Origin of the sequence: Halovenus aranensis (genome assembly GCF_900100385.1) — an archaeon.
GTDB classification, from domain to species: domain Archaea; phylum Halobacteriota; class Halobacteria; order Halobacteriales; family Haloarculaceae; genus Halovenus; species Halovenus aranensis.
Genome location: NZ_FNFC01000015.1, coordinates 18,282 through 30,984, shown reverse-complemented (window position 1 = coordinate 30,984; position 12,703 = coordinate 18,282). Strand labels below are relative to the sequence as shown.

Genomic DNA, 12,703 nt, shown 5'->3' with positions numbered 1-12,703 from the left:
TTATGTGGGTTCGTCGCCAACACAGAGATGCATGTCGCCGACCCCTGCCACCGCCAGCGCGGACGCGTGCCTCGCCCGGGAGAAGGCAGTACTGTTCTGTCCGACGTGCTGGCACGAAAGTCCGGTCTGTGGCGACTGGCAGGTAACGTCGACGGCGGCGGGCGACCGCTTCGAGTGTCCGGCCTGTGGCGACACAGTGACCGTCAGACCCCGTGTCGAGCCGACGACTGCGCCCACGCTGCTCCCTGTGGTCGCCTGCAGTCTCGCGCTCGCACGGATGACTACCCGCTGTCTCGCGTTGGGTCGGCGACTGTGCATGCCGGGCGGCTCACGAGACGGGACGCCGTGCTCCCCATCGACGGCGACCGACTCGCCCTGTTGTCAGCCGTAACACGTCTCCCACACCACCTCTCTGGACATCCCTGTCCCGGCTGACGGCTCTATTCGTCCGGATATTTTGGCTCGCGACGCTGTGCCCGCCCTAGCGCCCGCTCTATCACCGCTCGAACGTCTCCCTCGTAGGTGTCGCCGTGGCCGGCGTACAGCCGGTCGAGACCTTCGGGAAGCCGGTCGAGCAGCTCTTCGAGTGACTCGATGAGTCGTTCGCGGGACTGACCGGGGTAGTCTGTCCGGCCGAAACTGCCGTCGTCGAACGCGCCGTCGTTGTAGACGACGACATCGCCCGAAAACAGCGCCCGCTCGCCGACCAGCGAGACGTGGTCCTCGGCGTGGCCCGGCGTGTACACCACCTCACAGCGCTCGTCACCGACCTGGACGCGGTCGCCGTCTGCGAGGTCGTGTGTCTTCTGGGGGTGGTCGCCGTAGGCATAACAGTCGGCGTCGAACGCCGAGAGTACCGCGTCGAGTTCGCTGACGTGGTCGCCGTGCTGGTGGGTGAGAACCACCGCGTCGAGGCTGTCGGTGTGTTCGCGAACGACGCCTTCGACGCCGTCCATCGCGCCGGCGTCGACCAGCGTCGTCTGCTCGCCGACTGCGAGATAGGCGTTACAGGTGAACACCGCAGCGTCTGCGGTGACGGTGATGACTTCCATACCGAAACCCAGGCCCGCCACCGGCTTGAACGTTGGCTCACCTCAGAACTCGCCGAGGGTAGACTGGCCGCCATCTCCGGCGTACTCGGCGGCCACCGCGAGCGTCGACTCGAAGGTATCGCGCTGGCTCGGGTCGTACAGCGTCGCGGCCGGGTGGACGCAGACGAGTACCGGATACTCGTCGCCGTCGACAGTCACCGCGTCGAGGTCGCCGGCCTCGCCCGTGACGCCGACCGACCGGTCGAGGAGGTGTTCGGCGGGCACCTTGCCCAGCGTGACGACCAGGTCGGGGTCGACCGCCGCGATTTCGCGGTCGAGGTAGCCCCGGCAGTTGGCCAGTTCGTCGCCGGTCGGGTCGCGGTTCTCCGGCGGGCGACACCTGACGCAGTTGGTGATGCGCACGTCGGCCCGGGCGAGACCGACTTGGCGCAGGCCATCATCGAGTACGTCGCCGCTACGGCCGACAAACGGCTCACCCTCCTCGTCCTCGTTCGCGCCGGGAGCCTCCCCGACGAACAGTACCGCCGCGTCTGTCGGTCCCACGCCGTCGACGATTCGGCTCCGGGAGTCGACCAGCGCCCGACAGCGCTCACAGCCGGTGACCCCAACCGCCGTCCCGTCCCAGCACTCTGACTCGTCCATACCAGGAGAACGGCGGCCGGGACGAAAATGCTGTCGTCAGCCGTCCTCGACCTGTCGGCGAAACGCATCCCCGCCACGCGCCACGAGCCGGGCCACCCGGAGGGGCTCGGGCCGTCCACCCTCCGGCGTGAACGCACGCACGACTGCCGCGGCTTCGTCGTCGTCGATACCGACGCTGCGGACGTAGACCGTGTCGTCGCCGAGCGCGACGGACTGGCGCTCTGGCAGTGCGCGGTAGCTGTCGAGTCGCCGGCGGGCGGCCTCGCCGTCGAAGGCGTCTCGTATCGCGTCATCGAGTCCGTCACTGGCCTCGAAACTGACCGACAGCACCGGCGTCTCAGTCAGGTCGTGCAGGCGAGACAGCTCGATTACGTTGTACCAGGCGGGGGCGATACCCGCCGCCAGCAGGTACTGGATGTCGTCACGGCCGAGCGCAGCGAAAATCGAGGCGATAGCAGTCGTCGCGTCGGTGCCGCCAACCGAGCAGGTGTCGAACGCGACCCCGTCGACGGTGCAGTCGACACGGGTGACGACACCAGCGAGCGTACTCGTGTCAGCGCGGTACGATTCGGCGACGCCGAGGGCGCGAGCCCCGGATTTCACTCTTTGATGTCCTCGAGTTTCTCGAGCAATTCGTCGTTCGACGCCGTGAACTCGAAGTCAACCTGACCGTCGTGGTCGTTCTCGCCGGCAGTAACAGCCTCGTCGTCGTCGAGTTCAGCGTCGAGTTCTTGATTTTCTTGTTCGGATTCGTCGTAACTCCCGAACCCCATACACGTAGACCAATGAGATTCAGACTGAAAAATTGCTCGCCCGAAAACAGTTGACATGAGACGGCGTGGCAGGTCCTACCGGGCGAACGTATTCGCCTGAATCTCGGTTTCGGGTTTGCCGGGCTCGTCGTCGTCGTAGCGGTGACACGCGACTGGATGAGACGTTTCGGTCTCCTGTAGCTCGGGAGTGTGACGCTCACAGACACTCTCTGTGGCCGCGGTCAGCCGGTCGCCGGCACCCGCGAGGTCGCCCTCGTCGAGGGCGCCGACCGTCGCCGTGACCGCCGCCTCGATGTCAGCATCTGGGAGGGGCGACGGGATGTCGAAGGTCTCTCGCACCCGCGCGTCGAGGTCGCCCGTCCCCGACAGTGACCGCCTGAACGCGTCGATATCCCCGTAGCCGTCGGTCAGTGAGAGGCGAAACGCCACGACGCCCAGCCACGCCTCGCGGGGCAAATCGACCTCGGCGGGCGGAATGATAGCCGGACATCGCGGGTGAAACTGACAGCCCGAGGGCAGGTCGGCGGCGTCGGGCAACTCGTCGGTCAGGAGGTCGGTGCTGGCGTGTGACTCCGTCGGGTCGAGGCTTGGGACCGAGCCCAGCAACATCTGCGTGTAGGGGTGGTGTGGGTTCTCGACGACCTCGGCCGTCGGCCCGGACTCGACGAGCGAGCCGAGATACATCACGGCGACGCGGTCACAGAACTGCCGGACGACATCGATGTCGTGGCTGATGAGCAACACCGACAGGTCGAACTCCGTCTGGAGCTCTTTCAACAGACTGAGTACGTCAGACTTGGTCCGGCCGTCGAGCGCGCTGACCGGTTCGTCGGCGATGATGAGGTCGGGGTTGAGGACGAGCGCCCGGGCGATGGCGATGCGCTGTTTCTCGCCGCCGGAGAACTCGTGTGGGAAGCTGTCGGGGTCCTCCTCGCCTAGGCCGACGCGTCCAAGCGCGTCTTCGACCACCTCGCGCCGGCGCTCGCTGTCAGTCATCCCGTGGACGCGAAGCGGCTCTGCGACGGTCTCGGCGATAGACATCCTGTCGTTGAACGCGGACTCGGGGTCCTGTAACACGAGCTGGACCTGCCGTCGGTATCGGCGCAGGTCGCGCTTTCCCAGCTCCGCGACGTTTTCACCTTCGAACAGGACTTCGCCGCCGCTCGGCTCCTCAAGCTGGAGAATCGAGAGCGCAGTCGTCGACTTCCCACAGCCGGACTCGCCGACCAGCCCGAAGGCTTCGCCCCGATGAACGTCGAAACTGATACCGTCGACAGCCCTGACCGTATCGACCTGCCGGCGGAGCAGCCCCTCGGTCACCGGAAAGTGCTTTTCGAGGTTCCGGACCGACAACAGCGGCTCCTCACTCATCTCTATCACCTCCGTCGGTTTCGGCGGTCTGTCCCGGTGGCTCGTCTGCGCTGTCGAAGGCCGCACCGACGTGCCGGGCGTTGAACAGTAGCTCGCCGGGGTCGCGCTCTGTGCCGTAGTAGACACACGCCGCGCGGTGGGACTCGTTGCCGTCGACGGCCGCAAACGGCGGCTTCGACGCCCGGCAGTCGTCGACCGCGTGTCGACACTCGCGGTGGAACCGACAGCCCTGTGGCGGAATCGGGTCCCGGGAGGCGAGACTGTCCTCGCTCTCGCCGTCGCCGGTAAAGCTCTCGAAGAGGTCCTGAGAGTACGGATGTGCAGGCGTCTGCAACACGTCGGTCGCCGCGCCGCGCTCGACATCGGTCCCGCCGTAGAGAACGACGATTCTGTCCGCGAGCGAGGCGACGACTCGGAGGTCGTGGGTGACGAGGACGAGCGAGAACTCCCGTTTCTCGCGGAGGTCGTCGAGCAGGTCGATGATGCGCCCCTGAATCATCACATCGAGCGCGCTGACAGGCTCGTCGGCGATTAGCAGGTCTGGCTCGGCGGCCAGCGCAATCGCAATCGCGACCCGCTGGCACATCCCGTCGGAGAGTTCGTGCGGATACTCGTCGACGCGCTCGGCCGGCCGCGAGAGACCGACTGTGGCGAGTAACTCGACGGCCCGTTCGCGGGCCTGCTCGCTGCTCGTGTCCTGGTGGAACGTAATCGCCTCGGCAATCTGGTCGCCAATCGTGTACACCGGGTCAAGCGCGTTCTGTGCGTTCTGGAAGAGGTAGGCGATGCGGTTGCCACGAACCGACGTCAGCTCGGACTCGGACAGGCCGAGTAGGTCCTGGCCGTCGAAGCGAACCTCGCCGTTAATCTCCGCAGGCGGGCCGACCATTCCGGTGATGGTGTTACAAGCCATCGTCTTGCCGGAGCCGCTCTCGCCGACGAGACAGACTGTCTCGTTGCGGTCGACCTCGAAACTCAGGCCGTCAACTGCGCGTACGATGCCGTCGTCGGTGTGAAGATGCGTCTGAAGGTCACTGACTGAGAGTACTGCCTCGTTCATGCTTTCCCTCGTGGGTCGAGAATATCGCGGAAGCCGTCGCCGACAAGCTTACACGAAACGACAGTTACCGCGAGCGCCGCCGCGGGAAGGGCTGCGACCCACCACGCATCGAGCGGTGGTGTCCTGTGCAGGCCCTGGCCGATGGTCTGTCCCCAGGACCGGTCGAACGGTTTGAATCCGAGGAAGCCGAGCCCTGCTTCGGTGAGAATGATTATCGAAATCAGGTGAAACGTCGCCGGGACCACTGAGTTTGTGACGTTCGGGAAGATGTGGCGGCGCAGGATATACCCGTCAGAGGCACCGATAGCCCGCGCCGAGAGGACGTACCCCTCCTCGCGACGCTGGAGAGTCTCGCTGCGGACGATGCGTGCGATGCCGCCCCAGGACAGAAAGCCGAACGCAACGATAAACATGATTTTCGTGTTCAGCAGGAACATATACACGAACAGATAGACCGCCAGTGCGGGCATCGTGAGCTGAATGTCGACGTAGCCCATCAGAACGTCGTCGACGAGACCGCCGCGGTAGCCGGCGACGATGCCCACGACCGTCGCAAGGGGCATGACCAGTCCCAGTGTGATGAGCACAATATAAACCAACGGTCGCGTCCCCATCATGAGGAGGTCGGTCATCCTGTAGGCCTGGTTGTTGGTGCCGAGCGGGTACTCCCAGGAGCCGTGACAGACGGTTCCGTCGCTGCTGGTCGGCCCGACACAGTCACCGGAACTGAGGGTATCGACCGTGGCACCGACCGGCGGCTGCAGCGTGTCGAACGAGTCGCCGTTGACGAGTGTGTTCAGCGGCACCCAGTCACGGAGCGTGGCCCACCCGCCCAGAGCGACCAACCCAGCGAGGATGACAAGGCCGAGTACTGTCGCCCAGCGACCGCGGAGGTGGCCGAGTAACCGCCGCACCCGCTGGGGGCGCTTTGTGAGTGGCACGACCATGTACGACAAGATAACGACGAGCGAGACAAGCAGGAGCCAGTCCACCCAGCCGACCGTCCACTCCATGATGAGAATGAGGTCACCAGAGCGGCGGTGGTAATTGAACAGGTCGGCCACCGCCAGTAGGCCGACGAGTAACACCACACGCTCGGCGGATATCCAGCGCCGCCAGCCGCCGTGGTCGTCCCAGTCTATCCGTTCGAACTCTGCAACATCAGGGGTATCAGATGAGGGTTCGGTCATTGATTGGAGGGGAACTGTCTCGTCTGTCCGGACGCCGAGATGGCCGGTGACAGTCCGGATGCGTACCGTATAGCGGGGTATTCTGTATACACTCTGCGGTGAATGATAAATAAACATTGTGTATTCTAGTTGACCAATATCTCCGGAGTGCCGGCAGCCAGAGGAAATAATATACTGTATTTTTTGTTTCTGAGGTTGGACTTCAGCAACGTTCATATAGTTGGATACGGATATACGAATCTGTCACATGCCCTCCACTACCGCCTGTTGGGGTGACTCCCGATGAGCTTCGTACGCCTGATTGCCCAGCGCATCGCCCTCGGTCTGTTTGCCGCCTGGTCGGCGCTTTCGCTCGTGTTCCTGGCGTTTACAGCCACCGAGGACTACGTCCTCGAAGGGCGTATTGCGCTTGCTGCGTACGGCGGGGCGGACGAGACGGCGCTCGAACGGATTCGCGAGTCGTATTTCGCCAAGCGTGGAACCGACCGCCCACTCCTCGAACAGTACGTCGACTGGATGAGCAACATGTTCACGCTCCAGTGGGGCGAGTCATTCCAGACCGGTGACCCGGTACGCGAGACCGTCGGCAACGCAGTCCTGACGACCGGGACGTACGTTCTACCAGCAATTGTTCTCGCCGTTATTATCGCACTGCTCGTGGGCGTCTACACGGCGATGCGGAGTGACACCGTGCGCGAAGGCGGCGTTCGTTCGGTAGCCTACCTCGGCCTCGGCGTCCCGTATTACTGGATTGGTGCGTTGATTCTGACCGTCGCCGGGGGTGTCAGTCTTCAGGTGCAGTGGATTGGTCGGAGCGCGACAACGATTCAGGCGATTGAGAGACCGTTTCTCTACGAGACGGTTGTTCCGATGTTGCTGGTAACGATGGTGCTCGTTCCTGCCATTCTCAGCTACGCCCGGGCCTATTCCATGCAGTACGTCGCCGCCGACACGACCCGACTCGTCCGCGCAAAAGGCGGTGGCCAGTTCGCCGTCGCCCGGCACGTCCTCCGTAACGCCGCTATCCCGCTGGTCTCGCTCGTCTTCACCGAGACGCTCGCCTTGCTCGCGATTTCGGTGTTCGTTATCGAGGCGATGTTTGCCCTCGACGGGCTGGGATTGGTGTTCTACAACGCCGTCTGGACGCGCGATATCCCCATCATGATGAGCGGCGTTCTCGTCGTTATCGTCTTTGGCGTCGTCGGCAACATCCTACAGGACCTCGGGTACTCTGTACTCGACCCGCGTGTCGACACCGGCACCCGGTAAAGCGCATTCTGTGATATCTCTCCCTCTGTTGGGCGTCCGATAGGACGTAATTCGCCTCGTTGTGTCTGAACTCGAACATACGGTCTGTTGTATTGTACATTTTACACAACATTATTACGGCAACCGGGCGTAACGACGGTATGGACACACGAGCGAGCGACAGCAGCCGGTCTCTGGACGGTAGGGGAACGACACAGACTACAAGCGAGGGAGACAGATGACTGCGGAGCGGTCGCGGCCGACGACGCCGATGGAGTTGCGCGAGGCGATGCCGGCCTTCGATGAGGGTCGATACTTCAACTTCGGCGCACACGGCCCCAGCCCTCGTCAGGTCGTCGCGGCGGGCGAGCAGGCCACGCGGGCCCACGAGTACGAGGTCCCGGTCACGGACGACCCCTACAAGTGGGCCTTCGGGCAGTACGACGAGGTTCGCGAGCGACTCGCGGCGTTTCTCGGCGTCGAGGCCGACGAAGTGGCGCTCACCGAGAGTACGACCGCCGGTATCAACGCCATCGCGGGCGCTATCGACTGGGAGCCCGGTGACGTGGTCGTTCGGACGGACCTCGAACACCCGGCAGGTGTCCTCCCGTGGCAACGACTCGAAGCCGAGGGCGTCGAGGTGCGCGTCGTCGAGACCGCCGGCGGCCGTCTCGATATCGAGACATTCAGGGAGGCCGTCGCCGACGCACGGCTTGTCTGTTTCAGCGCCCTGACTTGGACCCACGGGACGATGCTCTCCGTCGAAGAACTCGTCGACATCGCACACGACGCCGGTGCGTTCACGCTCGTCGATGCCGTTCAGGTCCCCGGCCAGCGGCCGATGGATGTCACGGCCTGGGGTGCAGACGCCGTCGCGGCCGCCGGCCACAAGTGGCTGCTCGGCCTCTGGGGCGGTGGCTTTCTCTACGTCGACCGCGAGGCGGCCAGCGACCTCGCGCCACGGGCGGTCGGCTACCGGAGCGTCGAGGAGCCGACCGGCGACGAGTTCGCGTTCGCGGCGGGAGCGCGGCGGTTCGAGGTCGGCACGACGAGCGTGGCACCCTATGCCGGACTCGCCGAGGCAATCGAGATTATCGAGTCCGTCGGCGTCGACCGGATACACGAGCGCAGCCAGCGCCTCGCCGGTCGGCTCGCCGACGCTGTCCCGGCCGACCGCCTGCTTAGCCCTGCCGCGCCCGACTCCGGGCTCGTCACTGTCGACGTTGAGGACCCTGAGGCGACGGCCGACCGCCTCGCCGAGGATGGCCTCATCGTCCGCCCGCTGCCCGAGCCAGCGTCGATTCGAGCGTCGATTCACGCCGTCAACACCGAGGAGGATATCGACCGCCTCACCGCGGCCCTCGAATCGGAGTGGGAGTGACGCCTGGTGCGGATATAAAGCCGTTTCTGTCTCACCTGTCACTGTCGCCGTATGACACGGGCCGTGTTGTTCGACCTAGACGGCACACTGGTGCAGTACCGGCGCTCACCGGGCGAGGTGCTCGACCGGAGTTACGACCGTCTCGGCGTCGACCCGGTGTTTCCCGTCGAGGCGTACTACGACCGCTACGACGAGTTCGCCGAGCGAGCGTCGTCGATGCGCGAACTCCGGCGGGAGTGTTTCGCCGCGCTCGCCGCCGAACGGGGCCGGTCGCCGTCGCTCGGCCGCGAGATTGCGGCGGCGTTCGACCACGAGCGCGACCAGTCGAACGTCGAGCCCCTTTCTGGTGTCCGGCCGATGCTCGACTCTCTCGCCGAACGGTATGCACTCGGTGTCGTCACGAACGGCGCGCGGGACGCACAGCTGACGAAACTCGACGCGACGGGACTCGGCCAGTACTTTGATACCGTGGTCGTCGCCGGCGACGACTGCGAGCCGAAGCCGGCGGTTGCACCCTTCGAGATGGCACTGGCAGACCTGGAAACGAAACCGGAGCGAGCCGTCCACGTCGGTGACAGTCCCGGGACCGATATCGCCGGCGGAGCCGCTGCTGGCCTCGACACGGTACTCGTCGCTCCAGAGCCCGAGGAGTCGACTGCGACGTACGTGGTCTCCTCGCCCGCGGCGCTGCGGTCGCCGCCGTGGGAATAGCCCGGTCAGACGAGCAACTGGATGTCGGCGTCGGCCATATCCTGTAGCGCAGTCGCGGCCCCGACGCCGGTCGTGACGCCGTCGTAGAAGTTGTCTTCGTCGTAATCCATCAGGTCGATTGTCATCTGACAGGCCTGGAACTCCACGCCCATCTCCAAGGACGTATCGACGAGTTCCTCGATAGTAGCCGTGTCGTTGTCGTCGATTCGCCGCTCCATCATCTTGGTCGTGATACGGTCCATGCCGGGAATCGCGCCGACGACGTTCGGGACGGGCATATTGGGGTTGCCGACGGAGCTGAGCTTGAGGTTTTTCGAGCGCTCCTCGTGGAGGATATCCAGGCCCCAGAACGTGTGAAAGACCGTCACCTCGTAGCCAAACGCCGCCGCCGTACTCGCGAGGATGAGCGGCGGGTACGCCATATCGAGGGTTCCCTTCGTGGCGATAATCGACATCTTCTTGCTGTCCTCGCCTGTTGCCGCGGCGAGTGACGCTTCGAGTTCCTCGACGCGTGCGGCCAGTTCTGCACGCGAGGGCGCGTCCTCGGCTGTCGGGTCGGGTGTGTCCGTGCTCATTGTCACTCCGTCTTGCGGACGTAGTGTCTGTACACGTCGCCGTCTTCGGCCTGGTCGAGCAGTTCGACCCCACTGGTCCCGGCGGCCCAGCCGTCGATGTCGCTCATACTCCCCGAGTCGGTCGCGACGACTTCGAGTACCCCGCCGGGGTCGATGTCGTCGATAGCTGACTTCGTCTTTAGGACCGGCATGGGACACGATGCACCTTTCACGTCGAGCGTCTCGGTAATATCGAATTCAGCACTCATGAGTTACCTGCTCCGTTCGTCTGTATTGGAGCTACCACACAATACTAATTCAGTGGCTAAAAGTATGTTGATTATTGTATTAACTACGAACTACAACAACTCCTGAAAATCGTTTTCATCGATTAAAGTTGGTCTGACAGCCCCACAATGGTGTATTGTGTAAATTGATATTGTGTGTTTGTTGAATTTCTATGCAAACTCTTTTGTGCGTCTATCCGATAGAGTGGGGTGTACACGATGAATCCAGAAGACTTCCCGACACCGGCTGTCGACGTCGAGAGCGTCGCCCCGGAGACGCTGCGAGGCCGTATCGACGCGAACGAGCGGGTCACGCTGCTCGATGCGCGGATGGAATCCGAGTACGACGAGTGGCACATCGACGGTCCGTCTGTCGAGTCGATTAACATCCCCTACTTCCACTTCCTCGACGACGAGGTCGACGACGACGTGCTCGCGGAGGTGCCAGACGACCGCGAGGTGACCGTCCTCTGTGCGAAAGGCGGCGCCAGCGAGTACGTCGCTGGCACGCTCGCGGAACTCGGCTACGAGGTCGACCACCTCGAAGAGGGGATGAACGGCTGGGCGACCATCTACGATGCCGTCGAGGTGACCGGCTACGACGGTGCCGGGACGCTGTTGCAGTACCAGCGCCCCTCCTCGGGTTGTCTCGGCTATCTCCTCGTCGACGGCGGAGAGGCTGCGGTCATCGACCCGTTGCGGGCCTTTACAGACCGCTACCTCGCCGACGCCGACGACCTCGGTGTCGACCTGAAATACGCACTGGATACCCACATCCACGCCGACCACATCTCGGGCGTGCGCGACCTCGACGCCGAGGGGGTCGAGGGCGTCATTCCCGAGGCCGCAGTCGACCGCGGCGTCACGTACGCGGAGGAGTTGACGACCGCTGCCGACGGCGACACCATCGCTGTTGGCGACGCGACAATCGAGACCGTCCACACGCCCGGTCACACCACCGGAATGACCTCGTATCTCGTCGACGACAGCTTCCTGGCGACCGGCGACGGTCTGTTCGTCGAGAGTGTCGCCCGCCCGGACCTCGAAGAGGGCGACGAGGGCGCGCCCGACGCCGCGCGCATGCTCTATGAGACACTACAAGAGCGTATTCTGGCGCTCCCCGACGAGACAATCGTCGGCGGAGCACACGCGAGCGACGCCGCGGCCGCCGCCGAGGACGGCACCTACACGGCCCCGCTCGGTGACCTCGTCGCGGAGATGGACGCGCTGACGATGGACGAGGAGGCGTTCGTCGACCTCGTCCTCGCGGATATGCCGCCCCGGCCGGCAAACTACGAGGAAATTATCGCGACGAACCTCGGTCAGAACAGCGTCGACGACGAGGAGGCATTCACACTCGAACTCGGGCCGAACAACTGCGCTGCGAGCCAGGAATCGCTCGCGGGTGACTGAGGCGAGAAATGTTCGACCCAGTACCGCTGGCGCTCGTCGGTGCGCTGTTTCCCAACGGCGTAAGTCGCTACGCAGTCGGGGGATTTTTCGTCGGCCTCGGAACGGTGCTCATCTACGTCGGCACGGGTATCCCGGCCGGCGCGAGCACGTTCCTCGAGTCGACGCTGTCGTACGTCTCCGGCAAATCGCGATTCCAGCAGTACGTCGCGTCCCGTGACTGGCGGCTCGTGTTCACGGCCGGCATCGTTCTCGGCGGCCTGCTGTTCGCGGCGACTGTCCAGTCCGGTCTCCTCTCGTCGGGCCTCTACGAGGCCGGCTCAACCGGCGAACGCTACGATATCGGCGGTGTGACGCTGTGGCTGACCGAGGTCCAGCCGTGGCGGCTGTTCGTCGGCGGTCTCTTCGTTGGCATCGGCACCCGAATCGGGAAAGGCTGTACGTCGGGCCACGGCGTCTGTGGCGTCGGCTCGGCGTCGAAGACGTCCATCGTGGGCGTCGTCACCTTCCTGCTTGTCGCTATCGCGACCGCACAGGTCGTCGCCGTAGCGGGGGTGACACCGTAGATGGCGGACCGCCATCCGCTGTTCAAGCCGCTGGTGTTCGTCGGCGGCATCGTGTTCGGGTTCGGGCTCGGGTTCAGCCACATGGCTCGCCCCGAGGTCGTCTTGAATTTCCTCACGTTCGCGGACTTCGGGCTGTTGTTCGTCATGTTCGGTGCGGCTGTCGTCTCGGGTATCGCGTTCGCCCTCATGCCGCGGGTACGTGACACGGCGCCGCTGTCGGGCAACCGCTACGAGCGTCGGCTGAAATCGTTCGACCGGAACGTGCTCGTCGGTGGCGCTATCTTCGGTGTCGGCTGGGGCCTCTCGGGCATCTGTCCGGGGGCGGCCTACGCGAGCCTCGGCACCGGAAACGTCACGATTCTCTGGGCGCTGGCGGGGATGTTCGTCGGCGCCTACGCCCAGGGATACGCCCGGAGCCGCGTCTCAACCGATGTCACGCCCGCGAGCGCGGACTGAAC

The 12,703-nt window shown here is 64.4% G+C and carries 16 protein-coding genes; 7 read left to right on the top strand and 9 right to left on the bottom strand.

Features of this window, described 5'->3' with window-relative positions; all coding sequences use genetic code 11:
- Positions 1 to 31 precede the first annotated feature (31 nt).
- Entirely contained in the window at positions 32 to 391 is a 360-nt protein-coding gene (locus BLR34_RS17115; protein WP_176765341.1) for a DUF8106 domain-containing protein, read from the top strand.
- Positions 392 to 440: 49 nt separating this feature from the next.
- Here BLR34_RS17115 and BLR34_RS14035 read toward each other — a convergent pair whose 3' ends face one another.
- The 7 genes from BLR34_RS14035 to BLR34_RS14005 all read right to left on the bottom strand — a co-directional run bounded on the left by BLR34_RS14035 (position 441) and on the right by BLR34_RS14005 (position 6,088).
- Positions 441 to 1,052 (bottom strand): MBL fold metallo-hydrolase, encoded by a 612-nt coding sequence (locus BLR34_RS14035; RefSeq protein WP_092704137.1) that lies wholly within the window; start codon positions 1,050 to 1,052, stop codon positions 441 to 443.
- A 42-nt stretch (positions 1,053 to 1,094) separates the two neighbouring features.
- Complete coding sequence (locus BLR34_RS14030) at positions 1,095 to 1,694, bottom strand: uracil-DNA glycosylase (RefSeq protein ID WP_092704135.1); 600 nt, start codon at positions 1,692 to 1,694, stop codon at positions 1,095 to 1,097.
- A gap of 36 nt (positions 1,695 to 1,730) precedes the next feature.
- The gene (locus BLR34_RS14025; protein ID WP_092704133.1) at positions 1,731 to 2,297 is read right to left on the bottom strand and encodes an endonuclease dU; all 567 of its coding nucleotides are present in this window, start codon (positions 2,295 to 2,297) and stop codon (positions 1,731 to 1,733) included.
- Positions 2,294 to 2,467 (bottom strand): DUF5786 family protein, encoded by a 174-nt coding sequence (locus BLR34_RS14020; RefSeq protein WP_092704130.1) that lies wholly within the window; start codon positions 2,465 to 2,467, stop codon positions 2,294 to 2,296. The genes BLR34_RS14025 and BLR34_RS14020 overlap by 4 nt, the downstream gene beginning before the upstream one ends.
- A 75-nt stretch (positions 2,468 to 2,542) precedes the next feature.
- Complete coding sequence (locus BLR34_RS14015) at positions 2,543 to 3,838, bottom strand: ABC transporter ATP-binding protein (RefSeq protein WP_092704128.1); 1,296 nt, start codon at positions 3,836 to 3,838, stop codon at positions 2,543 to 2,545.
- Positions 3,831 to 4,898 (bottom strand): ABC transporter ATP-binding protein, encoded by a 1,068-nt coding sequence (locus BLR34_RS14010; protein ID WP_092704126.1) that lies wholly within the window; start codon positions 4,896 to 4,898, stop codon positions 3,831 to 3,833. The genes BLR34_RS14015 and BLR34_RS14010 overlap by 8 nt, the downstream gene beginning before the upstream one ends.
- The gene (locus tag BLR34_RS14005; RefSeq protein ID WP_176765340.1) at positions 4,895 to 6,088 is read right to left on the bottom strand and encodes an ABC transporter permease; all 1,194 of its coding nucleotides are present in this window, start codon (positions 6,086 to 6,088) and stop codon (positions 4,895 to 4,897) included. The genes BLR34_RS14010 and BLR34_RS14005 overlap by 4 nt, the downstream gene beginning before the upstream one ends.
- A 282-nt stretch (positions 6,089 to 6,370) precedes the next feature.
- Between BLR34_RS14005 and BLR34_RS14000 the strand changes: the two genes are divergently transcribed.
- The 3 genes from BLR34_RS14000 (at position 6,371) to BLR34_RS13990 (ending at position 9,428) form a co-directional block, all read left to right on the top strand.
- A complete protein-coding gene (locus BLR34_RS14000; protein ID WP_092704122.1) occupies positions 6,371 to 7,357 on the top strand; it encodes an ABC transporter permease in 987 nt (328 codons plus the stop codon).
- A 217-nt stretch (positions 7,358 to 7,574) separates the two neighbouring features.
- Positions 7,575 to 8,717 carry an aminotransferase class V-fold PLP-dependent enzyme gene (locus tag BLR34_RS13995; RefSeq protein WP_092704120.1) on the top strand — a complete coding sequence of 381 codons (1,143 nt, stop codon included), beginning with the start codon at positions 7,575 to 7,577 and terminating at the stop codon, positions 8,715 to 8,717.
- Between the two features lie 51 nt (positions 8,718 to 8,768).
- A complete protein-coding gene (locus BLR34_RS13990; RefSeq protein ID WP_092704118.1) occupies positions 8,769 to 9,428 on the top strand; it encodes an HAD family hydrolase in 660 nt (219 codons plus the stop codon).
- Between the two features lie 5 nt (positions 9,429 to 9,433).
- On the opposite strand, the gene BLR34_RS13985 is transcribed toward BLR34_RS13990, so the two are convergent.
- Together BLR34_RS13985 and BLR34_RS13980 are read right to left on the bottom strand one after the other, a co-directional pair.
- Positions 9,434 to 10,003: a DsrE/DsrF/DrsH-like family protein gene (locus BLR34_RS13985; protein WP_092704116.1), complete on the bottom strand. Its 570-nt coding sequence runs from the start codon at positions 10,001 to 10,003 to the stop codon at positions 9,434 to 9,436.
- A 2-nt stretch (positions 10,004 to 10,005) separates the two neighbouring features.
- The gene (locus BLR34_RS13980; protein WP_092704114.1) at positions 10,006 to 10,251 is read right to left on the bottom strand and encodes a sulfurtransferase TusA family protein; all 246 of its coding nucleotides are present in this window, start codon (positions 10,249 to 10,251) and stop codon (positions 10,006 to 10,008) included.
- A 237-nt stretch (positions 10,252 to 10,488) separates the two neighbouring features.
- Between BLR34_RS13980 and BLR34_RS13975 the strand changes: the two genes are divergently transcribed.
- From BLR34_RS13975 to BLR34_RS13965, 3 genes are read left to right on the top strand one after another with little or no spacing between them, the layout of a single operon-like run.
- The gene (locus BLR34_RS13975; RefSeq protein WP_092704112.1) at positions 10,489 to 11,682 is read left to right on the top strand and encodes an MBL fold metallo-hydrolase; all 1,194 of its coding nucleotides are present in this window, start codon (positions 10,489 to 10,491) and stop codon (positions 11,680 to 11,682) included.
- A gap of 8 nt (positions 11,683 to 11,690) precedes the next feature.
- Positions 11,691 to 12,245: a YeeE/YedE family protein gene (locus BLR34_RS13970; protein ID WP_092704110.1), complete on the top strand. Its 555-nt coding sequence runs from the start codon at positions 11,691 to 11,693 to the stop codon at positions 12,243 to 12,245.
- The gene (locus BLR34_RS13965; RefSeq protein ID WP_092704108.1) at positions 12,246 to 12,701 is read left to right on the top strand and encodes a YeeE/YedE family protein; all 456 of its coding nucleotides are present in this window, start codon (positions 12,246 to 12,248) and stop codon (positions 12,699 to 12,701) included.
- Positions 12,702 to 12,703: the final 2 nt, after the last annotated feature.